General features: G+C 67.3%; 16 protein-coding genes and 2 tRNA genes. 1 reads left to right on the top strand and 17 read right to left on the bottom strand.

The window, feature by feature from the left end; translation table 11 throughout:
• Nucleotides 1-224 precede the first annotated feature (224 nt).
• The 14 genes from DFP89_RS17025 to DFP89_RS17090 all read right to left on the bottom strand — a co-directional run bounded on the left by DFP89_RS17025 (nucleotide 225) and on the right by DFP89_RS17090 (nucleotide 15,288).
• Nucleotides 225-300: transfer RNA gene (locus DFP89_RS17025), tRNA-Phe, on the bottom strand.
• Nucleotides 301-376: 76 nt separating this feature from the next.
• The gene (locus DFP89_RS17030) at nucleotides 377-526 is read right to left on the bottom strand and encodes a DNA gyrase inhibitor YacG (RefSeq protein WP_114350583.1); all 150 of its coding nucleotides are present in this window, start codon (nucleotides 524-526) and stop codon (nucleotides 377-379) included.
• Nucleotides 523-1,584 carry a ribonuclease E/G gene (locus DFP89_RS17035; protein ID WP_114350584.1) on the bottom strand — a complete coding sequence of 354 codons (1,062 nt, stop codon included), beginning with the start codon at nucleotides 1,582-1,584 and terminating at the stop codon, nucleotides 523-525. Before DFP89_RS17035 ends, DFP89_RS17030 begins: the two co-directional genes overlap by 4 nt.
• Nucleotides 1,581-2,162, bottom strand: a complete 582-nt coding sequence (locus DFP89_RS17040) for a Maf family protein (RefSeq protein ID WP_181870380.1) — start codon at nucleotides 2,160-2,162, stop codon at nucleotides 1,581-1,583. Before DFP89_RS17040 ends, DFP89_RS17035 begins: the two co-directional genes overlap by 4 nt.
• Nucleotides 2,163-2,247: 85 nt before the next feature.
• Nucleotides 2,248-2,466, bottom strand: coding sequence for a translation initiation factor IF-1 (gene infA, locus DFP89_RS17045; protein ID WP_010397442.1), 219 nt, complete (start codon nucleotides 2,464-2,466; stop codon nucleotides 2,248-2,250).
• 195 nt (nucleotides 2,467-2,661) lie between these two features.
• On the bottom strand, nucleotides 2,662-3,885 hold the full coding sequence (locus tag DFP89_RS17050) for a FliM/FliN family flagellar motor switch protein (protein ID WP_245948842.1): 1,224 nt from the start codon (nucleotides 3,883-3,885) through the stop codon (nucleotides 2,662-2,664).
• Nucleotides 3,886-3,944: 59 nt separating this feature from the next.
• The gene (locus tag DFP89_RS17055) at nucleotides 3,945-6,608 is read right to left on the bottom strand and encodes a sensor histidine kinase (protein WP_114350586.1); all 2,664 of its coding nucleotides are present in this window, start codon (nucleotides 6,606-6,608) and stop codon (nucleotides 3,945-3,947) included.
• On the bottom strand, nucleotides 6,598-6,855 hold the full coding sequence (locus tag DFP89_RS17060) for a hypothetical protein (protein WP_114350587.1): 258 nt from the start codon (nucleotides 6,853-6,855) through the stop codon (nucleotides 6,598-6,600). The genes DFP89_RS17055 and DFP89_RS17060 overlap by 11 nt, the downstream gene beginning before the upstream one ends.
• Nucleotides 6,852-7,214, bottom strand: a complete 363-nt coding sequence (locus DFP89_RS17065; protein ID WP_114350588.1) for a response regulator transcription factor — start codon at nucleotides 7,212-7,214, stop codon at nucleotides 6,852-6,854. The genes DFP89_RS17060 and DFP89_RS17065 overlap by 4 nt, the downstream gene beginning before the upstream one ends.
• 59 nt (nucleotides 7,215-7,273) lie before the next feature.
• Entirely contained in the window at nucleotides 7,274-8,581 is a 1,308-nt protein-coding gene (locus DFP89_RS17070) for a helix-turn-helix transcriptional regulator (protein ID WP_114350589.1), read from the bottom strand.
• A 3-nt stretch (nucleotides 8,582-8,584) separates the two neighbouring features.
• Nucleotides 8,585-9,265 (bottom strand): response regulator transcription factor, encoded by a 681-nt coding sequence (locus DFP89_RS17075; protein WP_114350590.1) that lies wholly within the window; start codon nucleotides 9,263-9,265, stop codon nucleotides 8,585-8,587.
• Nucleotides 9,262-10,674 carry a LapD/MoxY N-terminal periplasmic domain-containing protein gene (locus DFP89_RS17080; protein WP_114350591.1) on the bottom strand — a complete coding sequence of 471 codons (1,413 nt, stop codon included), beginning with the start codon at nucleotides 10,672-10,674 and terminating at the stop codon, nucleotides 9,262-9,264. Before DFP89_RS17080 ends, DFP89_RS17075 begins: the two co-directional genes overlap by 4 nt.
• Nucleotides 10,675-10,812: 138 nt before the next feature.
• A complete protein-coding gene (locus DFP89_RS17085) occupies nucleotides 10,813-13,899 on the bottom strand; it encodes an efflux RND transporter permease subunit (protein ID WP_425452677.1) in 3,087 nt (1,028 codons plus the stop codon).
• Nucleotides 13,900-13,992: 93 nt separating this feature from the next.
• A complete protein-coding gene (locus DFP89_RS17090) occupies nucleotides 13,993-15,288 on the bottom strand; it encodes an efflux RND transporter periplasmic adaptor subunit (protein ID WP_114350593.1) in 1,296 nt (431 codons plus the stop codon).
• A gap of 202 nt (nucleotides 15,289-15,490) precedes the next feature.
• Between DFP89_RS17090 and DFP89_RS17095 the strand changes: the two genes are divergently transcribed.
• Nucleotides 15,491-15,564 (top strand) — tRNA-Gly (locus DFP89_RS17095).
• A 375-nt stretch (nucleotides 15,565-15,939) separates the two neighbouring features.
• Here DFP89_RS17095 and DFP89_RS17100 read toward each other — a convergent pair.
• Genes DFP89_RS17100 through DFP89_RS17110 form a run of 3 tightly spaced genes read right to left on the bottom strand, consistent with a single transcriptional unit; the run spans nucleotide 15,940 to nucleotide 18,662 of the window.
• Nucleotides 15,940-16,923: an ABC transporter substrate-binding protein gene (locus tag DFP89_RS17100; protein ID WP_114350594.1), complete on the bottom strand. Its 984-nt coding sequence runs from the start codon at nucleotides 16,921-16,923 to the stop codon at nucleotides 15,940-15,942.
• Between the two features lie 36 nt (nucleotides 16,924-16,959).
• Nucleotides 16,960-17,802: an ABC transporter permease gene (locus DFP89_RS17105; protein ID WP_114350595.1), complete on the bottom strand. Its 843-nt coding sequence runs from the start codon at nucleotides 17,800-17,802 to the stop codon at nucleotides 16,960-16,962.
• Complete coding sequence (locus DFP89_RS17110) at nucleotides 17,799-18,662, bottom strand: ABC transporter permease (RefSeq protein WP_114350596.1); 864 nt, start codon at nucleotides 18,660-18,662, stop codon at nucleotides 17,799-17,801. Before DFP89_RS17110 ends, DFP89_RS17105 begins: the two co-directional genes overlap by 4 nt.
• Nucleotides 18,663-18,675: the final 13 nt, after the last annotated feature.

Here is an 18,675-nt window from a genome sequence, read left to right on the forward strand (position 1 = left end):
GACATCAGGTCTCGTGCCAATCTGGTCTCCATTGCAGGTACCAGCTTGAATCACGATCAGGCCACCCTGTGAATCCCTTTTGTCAACACCACCTAGTGCGCGTCCGTCCGGAAGCTAGCGCGCCGCTACACAAAGATTGTCAAACCCTTCCCGAAAACTGTCAAACCTTAGAAAAGGATCAAGCTTTGCAGCTGCAAAACACCAATCATTTCAAGGGGAAGGAGTGGTGCCCGGAGACGGATTTGAACCGCCGACACGCGGATTTTCAATCCGCTGCTCTACCAACTGAGCTATCCGGGCGCCGTTGCCTGTCGCTTTCGGCAAGCGCGTTGTTATGGCAGCTTCGTGGCACTGTCCAGAGGAAAAAGCGCGAAAATCATGTCTCGTTCTCAGGGGGCAAGGCAGGCTCGCCGGGGATGCGATAGTCGCCACGCAGCCAATGCGCCAGATCGATATCGGCGCAACGGCGTGAGCAGAAGGGGCGGTATTGCTGGGCGGCGGGCTTGCTGCAGATCGGACATTTCATGGCGTTTCTGCCGGCTCTGCCAGACGCGACAGCGCGATGCGGTCGCGTTTGCGGCTGATCTCGTAAAGTCCCATGGCTGTCCAGCCGATCAGCACCGTCTCGGCGGCCTCGGTCTTGAAAGCCGCGCGCAAGATCTGCTCCAATGTTCCGCGATCGCGCTTTGGCATCGGCGCGAAGTCGACCACGATCTGGCCGCCAAGCCCGCGCAGGCGCAATTGCCGGGGCAGGTCGCGGGCCAGCGCGATATTGGCCTTGAGGCCGGCGGCGGGCGAGTGGTCGCTGCCCGTGTTGACATCGATGGCGACCAGCGCGCGCAGGGCCTCGATCTCGGCCCAGGCGCCCCCGGTCAGGTCGACGCGGGGATGCAGCATTGCCTCGACACTGTCCTCAGCGCCAGTGGCGCTAAAGGCGTCCGGACCGTCCTGAATGTCGTCGGGCGCGGGATCGGCCCAATCCTGCCAGGCGGTCTCGGCCGGATCGGGGGCGTCCAGCAGCAGTTCCGGCACCCCATCGCTGTCGGCTAGAATGGCGGCGGCCAGCTCCAGCAGCCCCTGCAGCTCGGCGGTGATTTCGTCGCGATCCGCCTCGGCGGCGATGCTGCGGAAAACGACGCCTAGGGGCTCGGGCAGGTCGACGATGGCGGCCTCGCCGATGGCGGTCAGCTCATCGCGCAGAGCGGAGTCGCGGATCCGGCGCGAGACGTTCACGCCGGGCGTTGCGGGGGTCACGATGACGTGCCGGCCACGGAAGTTCAGTCGGGTCGAGGCCGGGATCGCCTTGCCCTCTTCGGCGCTGCCGCTGATCTGGACGATCAGCGACTGGCCCTCGCGCAGCCCGCCCCGGTCGCGCAGGAAGCCCTGCGCGCCGTCGGGAAGGCGCAGGAACACGCCGCCCTGACCCTTGACCAGCCGATCCACCTTGGCGCGGCAGATGGCGCCGGGCGCAAAGGCCATCACGCCGGACGGGTCGATGATGAGATCCTCAAGCCGGCCGTCCTGCATCAAGGCGGCGGCATCACGGCCAAAGATCTGGCCGATCACGATCTGGCGGCCCTTCATTCCGCTTTTCCCCTTATTCCGATGCCTGCGAGCAAGGTCGCGGTCTCTGCCAATGGCAGCCCGACCACGCCGCTATACGAGCCGCGCATCCACAGCACGAAAGCCCCCGCGCGACCCTGAACCGCATAGGCGCCCGCCTTGCCCTGCCATTCGCCGCAGGCCAGATAGTCGTCGATTTCCATTGCCGTCAGCGGCCGAAAACGGATCACGGTTTCGACCAGACGTTCCTGCAGCCGCCCGGCATGGCCAAGCGCGATGGCCGTCAGCACAAGGTGGCGGCGTCCCGACAGCAGGCGCAGGAACTCTGCAGCCTCGCGCGCGTCGGCGGGTTTGCCCAGAATGCGGCGCCCGGCGACCACGGTGGTATCGGCACAAAGGACCGCGCCTGACCCCATTCCGGCCAAGGCCTGCGTCTTTTCGCGCGCCATGCGCTGGACATAGCGGCGCGGCAGTTCGTTCCGCAGGGGCGTTTCGTCGATTTCGGCGGGGACGATCTGCTGTGGGCTGATGCCGATCTGCGCCAACAGCTCAAGCCGGCGCGGGCTGGCCGATCCCAGGGTCAGGGGTGGTGCGGCGATATCGCGGGACTGCCGGCCCGCACCGCCCTTGTCCGAGGCGCGACCGTCCTGAATGGCGGCCGAGGCGGCGGGCGGCGGGGTATTCTTACTTGAAGCGGTAATTGATCCGCCCCTTGGTCAGGTCATAGGTGTTCATTTCGACCTGAACCTTGTCACCGGCAAGGACACGGATGCGGTTCTTGCGCATCTTACCTGCCATATGTGCGATGATTTCATGGCCGTTCTCAAGCTCGACCCGGAATGTCGCATTCGGCAGGAGTTCCTTCACGACGCCGGGGAATTCGAGCATTTCTTCCTTGGCCATGTTCTCTCCTGGTAGGGATGACCCGCGGTTGTCGCAGGCGCATGCTTCATGCGACCAGACGCGCCGATTTTCAAGGGGAATCTGACTTTCCGGCCCATGGGAGGGCCGTGCGGTCCGCAACCGACCATCAGATTGGCTGTCGGGCGACCCCGATGGCACCTTCCTGCAAGGCGCCGGAGGCCCGGCTGGAACGCGTCAGCCGGCGGATTGGCCGCCGACCCGGCCCATCTCGGAGGACGTCTTGTCGCGGAACGCATCGATCGTATCGATATCGGCCAGCGGCGGTTCGAACTGCGTCTGAAGGGGATGGGGGCTGAGCGGCGGACCAAGCGGCCGGGCTGTGGCGTTTCTGAGCTCGGCTTCGGACGGTGCCGCGCCGCCATGGACGGTTTCCCCGGCGCTGCGCAGACGGATGGCATGGAAGCCGTCCGCCTCGCCAAGACGGCCACGCGCCAGAACCTGCCCCTGCACGGTTTCCAGCCGGGCGTCGTCCAGCACGTTCTGGGGCAGCGGGATCAGCGATCCCGGACCAAGCGTCCGCAGGGTTTGCAGGCTCAGCTTGCGCCGGCACAGGATGCCGACGACGCGGACCGGCGCCTGCTGCACCGCCTCGGCCAGGGATTCCGGGACGGCTCCCACTGGTGGGGGGGCGGCACGTTGCGAAGGCGGGGCCGGAGCGATGGAGGTCTGGCCTTGCAATGCCGGAGAATGGGTCTGCGGCGGCGTCATCCGGCTGCCGCGACCGGGCTCGGCGGGCAGCGCGATCAGGATCGTTGCATCACGCTGGCCGCCCGAGCCAACGCGGAACTTCAGCTTGAGACGCTGCATGTCGCCGTCTTCGAGCATCAGGCTGAGCGGGCGCGGATCATCCATATAGGTCGCATAGCGGAACGTGCCGAAGGCCGGAAAGCCGGATCGGCCCGCGGTTTCGCGTCCCAGTTCGGTCAGCAGGGCATTCACGAAATCGGCCGAAATGGCCGCATCGGTGCGCGTCGGCCTGCGGATTGCCGGTGCGCGCGAGGTGACCCGGCCGATTGCCTGCATCTCGATGATCGAGGCCAGAAGGCTGGGGCAAAGTGCCATGACGCCAAGTGAGTCGCGCCCGCCCTCGAGGACGGCGAGAAGCGCGCGTTCGGGCAGCAGCTCCGGCAGTTCGGGCAAGGTCATCGGCGCCAGATCGGCCTGTTCGACAAAGACTGGCAGACGAAGCATCTTTTCGGCCGCGCGTCCAAGCGCGATATTTGCCACGCGCTCGATCCCGGCATCCGCCGCCGGCCGGTCCGCCCCAGCTTCGGCATGCGCGAGGCTGCGTTTGGCGATGATTCGCTGCAGGATCAGCCCGCGTGCCGGTGCGTCGGCTGCACCGTGACCGGCCGTCCCATCCGCACCTGCCTTCTGTTCCCGTGCTGCGCTTTTCATATCCGGCCCGAATCAGCTCTCTTTCACGGCAAGATGGCACGGAGTGGTTGCGAAAAGGTTTAACGCCCGGATCCGGCATCATCATTGGGCGCAACGGGCGCCACGCGCGGGCGTGGCGGCAGCGTCACGCGAAAGCAGGCGCCGCCCTGACCGGGAAGATAGGCGATGCTGCCGCCCAGGAATTCCATGATCTCCTTGCAGATTGCCAGCCCCAGCCCGGCCCCCCCCGCGCGCGCCGGATCATTCAGCCGGGCGAATTTCTCGAAGATCAGCGCCCGACTTTCGGGGCCGATCCCCGAGCCGTTATCCGAGATATCGATCTGCGTCCCGCCGTCGCGATTGCGCCGCGTATCGATGCGAATCACCGGAAACTCGGCATCGCAATATTTGCGGGCATTGGCGATCAGGTTGATCAGCACCTGCAAAAGCCGGTCGGGGTCGGTAATCACCGCCAAGTGTTCGGCGACAGGATTGCGCAGGATGGTGAATTCGCGGCTTGAGGCCGTGGCGCCAGAGGTCGCCAGCGCACGGTCGATCATGTCATGGAGGTTGACGACGGCGGGTTTCAGCCGGGCATGGCGCCCCTCAAGCACGGCCAGGTCCAGCAGATCCTCAAGCAGGCGGGTCATGCGCGCGGCCTCGTCATGGATGATGCCGGCAAAGCGGGCGCGGTCGGGTGCGGTCAGTTCCGGCTCCATCATGATCTCGGAAAGCGCCCGGATCGAGGTCATGGGCGTGCGCAGCTCATGGCTGATCTGGCCAAGAAAGGCATCCTTTTGCGCCGATAAAGCGGTCAGTTTTTCGTTGCTTTCCTGAAGCATGCCGGCAGTTCTTGATAATTCGTGCGAAGCGGTTTCCAGGCGGCGGTTGTCCTCGCGGGCGCGGCTGGCTTCGCCTGCGACCTCCATCAGGTCCGAGACGGTGACACCGCCGCGGCCCAGCACACGGGTCATCAGCGCGGCGGCGGTGGCAGCGCCGACCGTGCCTGCAAGCCGGCGCTCGAAATCGCTGAGAAAGCGCGGGGTCAGATCGGGAAGGTATCCGGATTTTCCCTGAATATCCGCAGATTTGCGGAACACATCCAAGGCTTTTTCGCTGCCCCAGATGCGCCCGGCAAGGGTCAGCAGGGCCTCGGCCTGAGGGGCGCGGGCGGTCTCGCTTGGCGAGGCATCGGGCGCGATGGCATGGACAAAGGACAGTGCCTGCAACCGCTCGACCGGGTCGGGAAAGTCGAAAAGCGAAATCAGCGTCAGCAGCGCCAGATTGACCGAAAGCGCCAGCAGCACCGCGCCCGCAAAGGGGTCGATCCCGGCCGGCATGCCGGCATGGGGCAAAAGCCCCAGCGAGGGCAGAAAGATCAGCATCGCCCAGATCGATGCGCCAGCCAGAATGCCGGCAATGGCGCCGCGACGGGTGGCGCCGCGCCAGAGCAGGCCCGAGATCATCGCCGGCACGACCTGCGCCATGCCCGAAAAGGCCACGATCCCCATTGAGGCCAGCGCCGAGGTCCCGCCCGAGATCTGATGATAGACCCAGCCCGCGCCGATCACCGCCACGATGGCCATGCGGCGCGCGTTCAGCATGAAGGTGCCCAGATCCTCGCGCGCTGCCGGACCCGAGATCCGGGCCGATTGCAGCCGCAGCACCAGTGGCATCAGCCAGTGGTTCGCCATCATTGTCGAGACCGCGATGGCGCTGACCACCACCATCGACATGGCCGAGGAAAACCCGCCCAGAAAGGCAAAGGCGGCCAGCGTGTCATGGCCCTGCGACAGTGGCAGCTCAAGCACGTAAAGGTCGGGATTGGTGCCCTTGGGCAGCATGTCCTGACCGACCACGGCGATGGGCAGGACCAGAAAGGACATGGCGGCCAGATAGGCGGGAAAGGCCCAGCCGGCATGGTGCAGGCGGTCCTCGTCGTTGGCCTCGACGACAAGGACGTGAAACATGCGCGGCAGCACCACCACGGCGGCGCCCGACAGCGCGATCAGCGTGAACCAGCGGTCAGGACGGATCAGCCAGCCCTCGCCACCGGCCGAAACGGCCATGCGGTCGATGCGCGCCAGCACGTCGCCCGGCCCGTCAGCCAGCCCCCACAGCACATATGAGCCGACCGCGACGAAAGCCGCCAGCTTGACCACGGCCTCGGCGGCGATGGCCATGACGACGCCGTGATGGCGCTCATCCGCGGCAAGATTGCGGGTGCCAAACAGGATGGCGAAGGCCGCTAGCCCCACCGCCACCCACAGCGCGATGGCTGGCGGCAGGTCATGGCCGTCCTCGGCAAAGGCCGAAATCGCCATTGAGACCGATTGCAGTTGCAGTGCGATATAGGGGGTCGCGGCCAGCACCGCGATCAGCGTGACCAGCGCGGCCAGCCCCGGCGACTTGCCGAAACGGCTGGAAATCAGGTCGGCGATCGAGGTCACGCGATGCATCCGCGCCACCCGCACCAGCCGCCTCAGCCCCCACCACGCTCCGGCAAAGACGATGCCCGGCCCCAGATAGATGGTCAGAAATTCCAGCCCCGAGCGGCTGGCATAGCCGACCGCGCCGTAAAAGGTCCAGGCCGAGCAATAGACCGACAGCGACAGCGTATAGATCACCGGCCGGTCCATCCAGCGCCAGCGCCCGCGCAGGGCGGCGCGATCGGCGGCATGGGCCACCAGAAACATCAGTGCCACATAGGCGATGGCGGCAAGGCCAAGGGTTTCAGGCGTCATCCTCGTCCTCGGGTCTGGGCGTGCGGCCGAGGGCGTGGTGCAGGGCGGCGGTGGCAAGGATGGCGGCGGTCCAGCTGACCGCCAGCCAGACCGCACCGCGCCCATAGCTGAAATATTGCGGCAACCAGATCGGCGGCAGCAGCGCGGCCAATGCGAACAGCGCCGTTACTACGCGGGTTGCATCCAGCAGCCTGCGGCGGCGATAGGCGTCGCGGCCCAGGAAAAGACGGCGCGTCCGCGGGGTCATGTCGCGTCCAGAAGTTCGCGCACGACGGCACGCAGGTCTGCATTGGCAAAGGGCTTGGCCAGAACCCGGTCGGCACCTTGCGGCAGATACTCGGTCCCTTGCGCGGAAAGCAGCAATACCGGCTGATGGCTCAGCGCCGGGTCCGCGCGCAGATCGGCCAGAAGCTCGGCGCCGCTGCGGCCGGGCAGCATCAGGTCCAGAATGACCAGACGCGGCGCAAGCAGGCGGATGCGCTCGATGGCGCCAAGGCCCTGCGGCCAGGATTCGCACTGCCAGCCGTCGCGCGTCAGCAGGAAACGCACCGCCTCCGAGATGCTCGGCTCATCCTCGATCAGCAGGACATCGACGGCAGCGGGCAAGATTGGTTTCCTTTGGGAATTTCGACGATCATGGCGCGGAGCCGTTCACTTGTCAAAGTTCAGGCGGGGCCAAGGATCGAGGGCTCGCGCCGGGCCAGACAGGCGGGGCGGGGGCAGATGCGGCAGGCGGGGCCGACGCCAAGCGCCGGGCGCTGGTCGCGGGGTTGTGCGGCCCGGATCAGCATCTGCGCGCGGCTCAGGGCGGGGCCGTCAAAGCCCATCGGCAAAAGCCGCTCGGCCATGGCCCAACTGGCGAAGCGCGCCCCGCCAGTGGTCTCGATCAGCCGGGCGATTGGCAGTTGCGGCTGGGCCAGCGCCTCGAAGACCGGCCAAAGCGCGCAGCCCTCGCCCAGGCGCGGCAGCTCGAATCCCGGGGCGGGCAGGCGATATAGCGCGGCACCCGAGCCGTCGCAGACGATCAGCCCGGCCTGCGCCCAGGGGCCGGGGCGCAGCATGCCCAGCCGGCGCAGCACCAGATCCAGAGGCCGCCCCAGCCGGGCCGCGATCAGCGCCGGATCGTCGGCGGCCTCGCCCAGCTCGGCCACGGCGGCGGACAGCGCCGCATCGGGCAAAAGCCCGCGATCCTGCGCCTGCCAGCGCAGCAGGTCGCGCGCCATGACCCGCGCCGCATCCGAAGCCAGCTCGGTCGCCTCGGCAGGCGGCGGCTGGCCGGCGGTGATCCATGCCTCGACCTCTTCCTGCGGCGACATCGGCACGGCGTCGTCCTCGAAGCTTTCAAGATAGGCGACCAGCGCCTGCGCGGTGCGCGACAGACGCTGGCTGTCATCGTCCAGGTTGCTGTGAAAACGGTCGCGCCATTCGGGTTCGATATCGGGCGTCTCGGCCAGGATCGAGGCGGTCGAGCGCAGCGCGGTCACCGCTGACTGCACCTCGTGCAGCGTGGTCAGCAAATAGGGGTCGCGGGTCATGCGGTCGGAAAACGCGACCAGCCGCCGCTCCAGCCCGTCAGCGCGGCGCGTGGCTGCCGCCAGCGCCGTGGCCCAGCCGGGAAAACGGGCGGCGAATTCGGCGATCTGGTCCAGCTCGACCGCCGCCCCCAGCCCGTCGCGATTGCCGCGCGCCGCCGCCTCGCGCAGCGCGCCCAGCAGCATTTCCTCGCGGTTCGAGGCCAGCTCGGCCGCGTCGATCTCCAGAGCCTGCGCCAGCCGTACCAGCAGCGCCTCGCCCACGGGGCGGCGGTTATGCTCGATCAGGTTCAGATAGGCGGCGGAAATCCCGGCCCGCTGGGCGATCTCGGCCTGACGGTGGCCCAGAAGCAGGCGGCGTTCGCGGATGCGGGTGCCGATCAGCGGCCGGGCCGAGGGCTGGCTGCGCGGGGCATGAGGGGCAAGGGGCGTGCGGGCCATGGCTCAGATCCCGTCGGCGGCGCGGTCGAAATGCCGGATCGCCTTGACCACCAGATCGGCAAAGCTTTGCGCCGCCAGCTTGTCGCGCAGGGTCTGGCTGACATTCGACACGGTCTTGTAACTGATGCCGGCGCGTTCGGCGATCTCGCGATAGCTGAGCCCGTCGGCGATGGCGCGCAGGATATCCGTCTCGCGCGGGGTCAGGCGCGGGGGCGTGTCTGCACCGCCGGGTCGCTCCATCAGGGCGATCTTGCGGGCCAGATCGGCGGGCACGTAATCGCCGCCCGCCGCGACCTGCCGCAGCGCCTCGCAGATCTCGTCCGAGGGTGAATCCTTCATGATGATGCCGTTGCAGCCCGCTTGCAGCGCCCGGCGGGCAAGGATCGGGCTTTGATGCATGGTAAAGACCAGCACCGGCAGGCGGGCACCGGCGGCGCGCAGGCGGCGGATCAGGCGGATGCCGGCCAGCTTGCTGTCGCCCATGGTCAGGTCGGCGACGATCACATCCGGGGCCTGATGCCGCCAGGCCCGCCAGGCCTGCGAGGGGGTGGCGGCGGCGATGACCTGGCAATCCAGCCGGCCACGGGTGATCCGGTCCCAGCCCTCGGCGACGACGGGATGGTCGTCCACGATCAGCACGCGCAGGGGGGCGTCGGGGGCGGGGGCGGGCGGCGCTGCGGTCATGTCGGGTCTTCTTGTGCAGAGGGCTTGGGGCAGGGCAGGCGGAATTCGGTGATGGTCTGACCGCCCTCGCGCCGAGGCGGGCGGTAATGGCCGTTCAGGGCGGCGGCGCGGTCGCGCATGCCGGTCTGGCCCAGTCCGCGCGTGCCGGTACTGGCGGGGCCGGTGCCATCATCGCTGACCCGTGCGGTCAGCTCGTCCTGATCGGGCAGCAAGGCGACCTCGATCCGCGACGGGGCCGCGTGGCGTAGCGCATTCAGGACGCTTTCGCGGACAAAGCGAAATACGGCGATGCGCCCGGCCTCGCCCGGGTCGGGGGCAAGGGCCGCGCCGGGGGCCAGTATAATCCGGGTTTCTGGTGCCATATCGGCGAATTCGATCAGAAGTTCCTGCACCATCTCGTCCAGCCCGGCGCCCTCGGTCGGGCCAAGGCGCAGGTCGTCGATGGCGGCGCGGGTGGCCTGACGGATGGCGCCGGCATGATGGGCGACGGCGCCTAGCGCGTCGTGCAATTCGGCCGACGAGCGATCAGCGACCGCGCGGTTGGCCTGCGCGATGGCGGCTTGCAGGGCGAAAAGCTGGGGGCCGATGCCATCATGCAGGTCGCTGGCGATGCGCGCGCGCTCGGCCTCGGCCAGCGTCATCATGCGCGATTGCAGGTGGCGGTTCTCGGCGCGCTCATCTGCCAGATGCACGGCCAGCGCGTTCACCCCTTCGCCCAGCCGATCCAGCTGCGCGATCCGGGTCGGCGGCGCGCGCTGGTCCAGCGCGCCCGCGCGCATGCGGTCCAGCGCCGCCCCCAGCCCGGCAAGGCGGCGCAGCACCAGCGCCGTGATCGCCATGGTCACCCCGACCGAGACCAGCGCCGTCGCCGCCAGCAGCGGCAGGATCAGCCGCAGGTCGCGCCAGGCCTCGTTGATTTCGTCCTGGGGATCGGTGCGGATCTCCAGCATCCCCAGAAGGTTCGGATATTGGGTGACGGGGATCAGCTCGCTGGCCGGCTCGGGCTGGATCAGGCGCGCGAACCAGCCGGGCGCCTGCGTGAGCTTGTCAACGGGCAGGGCATCCGGGACCAGCGCGACGGGCTTGCTTGCGGCATCGCGCAATTCGGCCGTGACATGGCGCATGGCGTCGATCTGGGCGGCGAGATGGCGCGCCTCGGCCATCAGGTCGCGGCGCTCGAACGCGGTGGGCAGACGCAGGGTGGCGGCGGCGCTGGCCAGACGCAGCGCGGATTGCGTCTCGTCACGCACGGCCTCGCGCGCGGTGGCGACAAGGACCGAGGCGACGATGGCGAAGACCAGAAGCCAGCCGAAAGCCGCGCCGCCAAACGCCATGATCCGCAACGAGACCAGGCGTCGTTGCGGGACGGGGCCGTCGATCGGCGCCGCGATATGGCCGCTCGCGTCCATCCTCCTCCCAGGTGCATGGTCCGGGACGCCATTGCCGCGTCCGGGGCCAAGACTAGGGCGGCGGCCGGGACGGAGCAACAAGCGAAAAGGCCGGGGCGCATGTCCTGCGTCCCGGCCCCTGATGTCATGTCCGACCGGTCAGCCCTTGGAGGCGGTCGGCTCGGGGGTGCCTGCCTTGGGTTGGTCCGGCTCGGGCCGGCCCAGAAGCCGCCGTACCAGCACGAAGAACAGCGGCACGAACAGCACCCCCAGCACCGTGGCCGAGACGGTGCCGCCCAGCACGGTGGCGCCGATGGTGTTGCGCCCGTTCGCCCCCGCGCCCGCCGACAGGACCAGCGGCAGCACCCCCAGCGAGAAGGCGACCGAGGTCATCATGATCGGCCGGAACCGCTGGCGCGCGGCCTCGGTCACCGCCTCGTAAAGCGGCTTTCCGGCATCGGCCTCTTCGCGGGCAAACTCGACGATCAGGATGGCGTTCTTGCCGGTCAGGCCGATCACGGTCAGCAACCCGACCTGGAAGAACACGCCATTCTCGAAGCCGCCGAGCCAGGCGCCGACCAGTGCCCCCAGAACCCCGATAGGCATGGCCAGCATGACCGCAAACGGGATCGACCAGCTTTCGTAAAGCGCCGCAAGGCACAGGAACACCACCGCCAGAGACAGTGCGTAAAGCAGCGTCGTCTGGCTGCCGGCCTGCTGTTCCTCAAGCGAGAGGCCGGTCCAGGCGACCTCGAAGCCCGGCGGCAATTGCGCGCCCAGTTCCTCGACCGCCGCCATTGCCGCGCCAGTCGAAACGCCCGGTGCGGGGCTGCCCTGGATCTGCATCGCCGGCACGCCGTTATAGCGCGTCAGGCCTTGCGGACCATAGCTCCAGCGGCCCTCGGCAAAGTTCGAGAAGGGCACGAGGCCGCCCGAGTCGTTGCGCACCCGCCAGCGGTCGATATCGGTCGGCACCGCGCGCGAGGTCGGCTCGCCCTGCACATAGACGCGCTTGATCCGGCCCCGGTCGATGAAGTCGTTGACATAGCTTCCGGCCCAGGCGACCGACAGCAGGCTGCCGACATCGGTGGCCGAAACCCCCATGGCGCCGGCCTTCATCCAGTCGATGTCCAGATTGTATTGCGCCGCGTCCTCAAGCCCGTTCGGACGGGCCGAGGCGATGCGCGCGTCCCCGCCCGACATGCCCAGAAGCTGGTTGCGCGCGTCCAGAAGCTGCTCATGCGGCTGGCCGGCACGGGCCTGCAGGTAGAAGTCAAAGCCCGAGACGTTGCCCAGTTCGATCACCGAGGGCGGCACGATCGGGAAGACCATGGCATCGCGGATCTGCATGAAGGCGGGGAAGGCGCGGCCGGCGATGGCCTGCACCGACTGGTCGGGGCGCGGGCGCTCCTCCCAGTCCTTCAGCCGCACGAAGGCGATGCCCATGTTCTGGCCCTGACCGGCAAAGCTGAAGCCCGAGACGCCGAACATGGATTCGACGTTTTCGGCCTCGTTCTGGGTGAAATAGTCGCGGACCTGATCGAGCACCGCTTCGGTGCGCTCGGCGGTGGCGCCGGTCGGACCCTGCACCAGAACGAACATGATGCCCTGATCCTCGTCGGGCAGAAAGCCCGTCGGGGTGCGCAGGAACAGCGTGACCATGGCGGCGCCGATGCACAGATAGATCACCATCATGCGCAGGGGCTTGCGGATGATCCAGCCCACCGACCAGCCATAGCGGTCCATGACCCAGTCAAAGCCGCGGTTGAACAGGCCGAAGAAGCCGCGCGACTTGTGCCCGTGCGAGCTTTTCAGCAACGTGGCGCAAAGCGCCGGGGTCAGCGTCAGCGCCACCACGACCGACAGGCCCATGGCCGAGGCGATGGTGATGGCGAACTGCTTGTAGATGACCCCGGTCGAGCCGCCGAAGAAGGCCATCGGCACGAAGACCGCCGACAGGACCAGCGCGATGCCGATCAGCGCCCCGGTGATCTGGCCCATGGATTTGCGCGTCGCCTCAAGCGGCGACAGGCCCTCTTCCTCCATGATGCGTTCGACGTTCTCGACCACGACGATGGCGTCATCGACCAAAAGGCCGATGGCCAGAACCATGGCCAGCATGGTCAGCGTGTTGATGGTGAAGCCTAGCGCCGCCAGCACCCCGAACGTGCCCAGAAGCACGACCGGAACCGCCAGCGTCGGGATCAGCGTCGCGCGCCAGTTCTGCAAGAACAGCAGCATGACGAAGAACACCAGCACGATGGCCTCGATCAGCGTCTTGATCACTTCCTCGATCGAGATCAGCACGAAGGGCGTGGTGTCATAGGGGATGACATAGCTCATGCCTTCGGGGAAGAACTCGGCGAATTCCTCCATCCGCGCCTTGACCCGATCTGCGGTATCAAGCGCGTTCGCGCCGGTGGCCAGGCTGATCGCCAGACCCGCCGCCGGCGTGCCGTTATAGCGCGCGTCGGTCAGGTAATCCTCGGCGCCAATCTGGACCCGCGCCACATCCTTGAGCAGGATCAGGCCGCCATCGGCCTCGGCGCGCAGGACGATCTGTTCGAAATCGGCGGGCGTCGACAGCAGCGATTGCGCGGTGATGGTGGCGTTCAGCATCTGCCCGGCGGGGGCAGGGCGGTCCCCGAACGAGCCGGCCGAAATCTGCGCGTTCTCGGCCGAGACCGCCGACACCACATCGCCCGGCGTCAGCTCATAGGCGGCCAGCTTCGACGGGTCGAGCCAGATCCGCATGGCGTATTGCGCGCCAAAGACCTGGACCGAGCCCACGCCCTCGACCCGGCTCAGGTCGTTGACAATGTTCGAGATCAGATAGTCCGCAAGGTCCACCTGCTCGTAGCGGTCGTCATCCGAGACCAGACCGATCACCATCATGAAGCCGGTGGTCGATTTCTCGACGGTGATGCCCTGGCGCTGCACGGGTTCGGGCAGCAGGGCGGTGGCCTGCGACAGCTTGTTTTGCACCTGCACCTGGGCGATGTCGGGATCGGTTCCGGTCTCGAAGGTCAGGTCGGTGGTCGAGGTCCCCGCCGAGCTTGAGGACGAGCTGAAATAGCGCAGCCCGTCCAGACCCGTCATCTGCTGTTCGATGATCTGGGTGACGGTATTGGCCACCGTATCGGCCGAAGCCCCGGGATAGTTCGCGCGGATCGACACCGTGGGCGGCGCGATCTGCGGATATTGTGCGACCGGCAGGGTCAGGATCGACAAGATCCCCAGCCCCATGATCAGGATCGAGATCACCCAGGCAAAGACCGGACGATCAATGAAAAAGCGCGCCATTTGCGTTTCCTGTCCTGTTTTCCTTGTGGCCGCGGCTTACTTCGCCGCGTCCGTGGCCGGCTCGGCGGCCGGTTCGGTGGCGGGTTCGCCGCCCTCGGCTGGGGCCGCAGGGGTGGCTTCGGCTTTGGTTTCGGCATTGGCTTCAGGGGCGGCTTCAGGGGCGGCTTCGGCCGGGGCGCCGGCGGCGGCCTCGGCCTCGGGGGCCTTGCGCTCCTCCGGGGCGACGGTCATGCCGACGCCGATTTTCTGCACGCCCTCGACCACGATGCGGTCGCCATCCGACAGGCCCTCGCTGACGACCCAGCTGTTGCCCATGTCCTGAAGGATGGTCAGGGCGCGCTGTTCGATGACGTTCTGGGCATTGACCACCAGCGCGATGGGCTGGCCGCGACGGTCGCGGGCGACACCCTCTTGCGGGGCCAGGATCACGTCCTGGGCGATGGTCTGCTGGACCACGGCCTGCACATACATGCCGGGCAGCAGGACGCGATCAGGATTGGCAAAGGACAGGCGCAGCGTCACCACGCCGGTGGTCTCGTTCACATAGGGTTCGGCCGCGGTCAGCGTGCCCTCCTTGTCGAAATCGGTGCCATCGGCCAGCCGCAGGGTGACCTTCTGGTCATTGCGCACCTGCCAGTCGGTCTGCGCCATCTGGCGGCGGAAGCGGATGACCTCGGCCGCCGACTGGGTCACGTCCACATAGACCGGATCCAGCGTGCGGATCACCGCCATCGGCGTGGCCTGGCTTGCGGTGACCAGCGCGCCCCGGCTGGCTTGGGTCAGGCCGATCTCGCCATCCAGCTCGGCGCGGATGGTGGTGCGCTCAAGCTCGATCTCGGCGGTGCGCAGCTGCGCCTGGGCGACCTTGACGGCGGCCTCGGCGGCATCGCGGGCGGCGATGGCGCTGTCGGTCGAGCTTTCGCTGGCGACGCGGCGGTCACGCAGGGCGCCGACGCGCTCGGCCTCGCGGCGGGCGTTTTCAGCCTGGGCGCGGGCTTGGGCGACGGCCGCCTCGGCCTGGGCCACGGCGGCCTCATAGGTGGTGGGATCGATGCGGAACAGCGGCTCGCCCAGCATCACATGACGGCCTTCCTCGAACAGGCGTTCGGTGACGATGCCGTTGACCTGCGGGCGCACCTCGGCCTCGGCCGAGGCGGCGACGCGGCCGGGCAGGGTCGTGGTCAGCGGGACGTCCTGGGCATGCAGCGTGACCACCGTGATCGCGGGAGGGGGCATTTCACCCTGTCCCTGCGCGGTGGCGATTTGCGGAATCAGGCCGGTGAGCAGCGGCAGGATCAGAGAATTGCAAAAACGGCGCGAAAGCGCTGACATCTTGTGGCTCCGAGCATATTCAGGATTTTCGTTTATAACGATCAGCAATGGCGCTAACATTCAATCCCAAAAATCCGGTTCCTGACTGGTAAGGTCAGGTTCAGCACGGGACCGCCCGCCGTTTGCGGGCCGACAGCAGTCCGGCCGAGGGGCCTGTTTGCTCTTGCGGTCGCGGCGGCAAATCAGTAAGCAAGCCTCGTTCGCGGGTGTAGCTCAATGGCAGAGCGAGAGCTTCCCAAGCTCCAGACGAGGGTTCGATTCCCTTCACCCGCTCCAATCATTCCCCGGGAATATTTGGAAATCCCCTGCTTTTATGGGGTTAGCCGGTTTTCCTGTTGCAAGACGGGTCTGGAATGACTGGCGCGCAACGATGATCTGCCCCCACGCACAGTCGCATCTTCCGCATTCGTGCTGCTGTCAGGCTGCTTTCCGCCCAAGATGCAGATATCGCGGCACCGCGAAGGCGGGAAGCGCTGCGATAGCTGGGGTCTTCGCGCCTCCTGCCATTGCTGCCGTTTCGCTCATGTCGTGGATCTGTTGTGCCGACGTTCGTGCAACCGGGTGCCGGGCCGAATGAGAGCCAGCACATGGTCGCGACGAGAAGGACCGCGCGGTTGTCGCCGGCCCTGTGACGGGCCGGCGCAAGGGGCGTCATTTCAGCGCGGCGTCGGTGACGGCATGGCTCCATGCGCCTTCCGGCGCCTTGGAGATCACCGGGTCGGAACCGCCGGCCATCAGGATCTTGACGGTGCGCTCGTAATCGGCCGGGTCAAGGCTGCCATCCGATCCCGCCGTCAGCTTGGCGATTTCGGACATCATGCGCTTTTGATGTTCCTCGGTCTGGGCGCCGGTCTCGTCATGGTCCAGCACGATGCCCGCGGCCTCGTCGGGGTTTTCCTCGGCATATTTCCAGCCCTGCATGCTGGCCTTGACGAAGCGCGCCATCTTATCGACGAAGGCCGCGTCGGTCAGCTTGTCTTCCAGCACATACAGCCCGTCCTCAAGCGTGGCGACGCCCTCGTCCTCGTATTTGAAGGTGACCAGCTCTTCGGGCTTCATGCCGGCCTCGATCAGTTGCCAGTATTCGTTATAGGTCATGGTGCTGATGCAGGCCGCCTGCTTTTGTAGCAGGGGATCGACGTTGAAGCCCTGTTTCAAGACCTCGACGCCCTCGGCGCCGCCGGTTGTCGGCAGGCCCAACGTCGCCATCCAGGTCAGGAACGGATATTCATTGCCGCCGAACCAGACGCCCAGCACCTTGCCCTTGAAATCTGCGGGCGCCTTGACGCCGCTATCGGCGCGGCAGGTCAGCATCATGCCCGAGCTTTTGAAGGGCTGGGCGATATTGACCAGCGCCAGCCCTTTTTCGCGCGCGGCCAAGGCCGAGGGCATCCAGTCCACCATCACATCGGCGCCGCCGCCGGCCATCACCTGCGGGGGCGCGATATCGGGGCCGCCCGGCTTGATGGTGACGTTCAGCCCCTCGGCCTCGTAAAAGCCCTTGTCGAGGGCGACGTAATAGCCGGCGAACTGGGCCTGGGTCACCCATTTCAGCTGCAGCGTCACGTCATCCGCGGCCAGCGCGGCCGTGGCGGGCAGCAAGGTTGCGGCGAGGCCTGTCAGGAAAGTTCTCATCTTACGCTCCTTGTTGGCGGGTCTGCGACCCGGTTGTTATGTCGTTATCCGCTGGCTTGGGTGCCAGAAGGTCAGCCGTGCCTCGACCAGCGCGACCAGCCCGTAAAAGGCCGATCCGGCAAGGGCCGCGACGACGATCTCGGCCCAGACCAGGGGCAGGTCCAGCTGCCCCACGGCGGTCGAGATGCGAAAGCCCATGCCACGCGTCGGGCTGCCGAAGAACTCGGCCACGATAGCGCCGATCAGCGCCAGCGTGGTCGAGATTTTCAGCCCGTTGAAGATGAAGGGCAGCGCGGCGGGCAGCCGCAGCTTCCACAGCGATTGCCAGTAGCCGGCATTCCACGTCGCGATCAGGTCGCGTTGCAGCGCGTCGGTGGCGGCAAGCCCCGCCAGCGCGTTCACGAGGATGGGGAAGAACACCATCACCACCACGACCGCCGCCTTGGACTGCCAGTCAAAGCCGAACCACATGACCAGAATCGGCGCGATGCCGACGATGGGCAGGGCGGCGACGAAATTCCCGATCGGCAGCAGCCCGCGTTGCAGAAACGGGCTGCGGTCGATGGCGATGGCGGTGGCCACGGCCGCCGCCGCCCCGATCAGCCAGCCCGACAGCGCGCCTTTCAGGATGGTCTGCACGAAATCGCCCCAGAGCAACGGCAGGTTGCCGGCAAAGGCCCGCGCGATCTGCGAGGGCGCGGGCAGGATGACCATGGGCACGGCATAGGCGCGCACGATCATTTCCCACAGGATCAGGACGGTGGCGCCAAAGATCAGCGCCACCAGCAGCCGCGTGGTGCGGGTGTCGAAACGTGCGAGCCAGGCGTTCAGCCCCAGTGCCGCCAGCCAGACGGCGATGATGGGCAGCGCCGCCGTCATCGCGCCAGCCCCATGCGGCGCAGGGTGACGCGCTCGATCCAGCCGACGATCAGCACCAGCGCGGCGGCCAGAGCGGCGGCGGTGAACAGCGCCGCCCAGATCTGCACGGTCTGGCCGTAATAGCTGCCCGACAAGAGCCGCGCGCCGAGGCCGGCCGTGGCGCCCGCCGGCAGTTCGCCCACGATGGCGCCGACCAGCGCGGCGGCGATGGCGACCTTGAGGCTGGCGAACAGATAGGGCAGCGCCGAGGGCAGGCGCAGCCGCCAGAAGACCTGCGCGGCCGAGGCATTCCACGACCGCATCAGGTCAAGCTGCATCGCATCGGGCGTGCGCAGCCCCTTGACCGTGCCCACCAGCACCGGAAAGAAGGTCAGCCATGCCGAGATGACCGCCTTGGGCAACAGCCCGGTCACGCCGGCACTGGCCAGCACCACGATGACCATGGGCGCGATGGCAAGGATGGGCACCGTCTGGCTGGCGACCGCCCAGGGCATCACCGACTGGTCCATGGTGCGGCTGTGGACGATCCCCACCGCCAGCAGGATGCCGGTCAGGCTGCCGATGGCAAAGCCCGCCAGCGTCGCCGAAAGCGTGACCCAAGCGTGCCAGACAAGGCTGCGCTTTGAGGTGATCTTTTGCCCGGCGATGCCGTCCCACAGCCCCTTGGCGACCTGATGCGGCGCGGGCAGGACCGGACGCTCCTGCGCCATGGTGTCGCCGATCAGGACCGGCAGCGTCGGCGCGATGCCTTCGCGCGCCATCTGCTCTTCGGCCCAGGGCATGTTCAGGCGGATCGCGGCCCCGTACCAGACGATCACGATGGCCAGCAGGACCGCAAGGACCGGCAGCACCGCATCCATGGCCCCGCGCCCC

Origin of the sequence: Paracoccus lutimaris (assembly GCF_003337565.1) — a bacterium.
Lineage (GTDB): Bacteria > Pseudomonadota > Alphaproteobacteria > Rhodobacterales > Rhodobacteraceae > Paracoccus > Paracoccus lutimaris.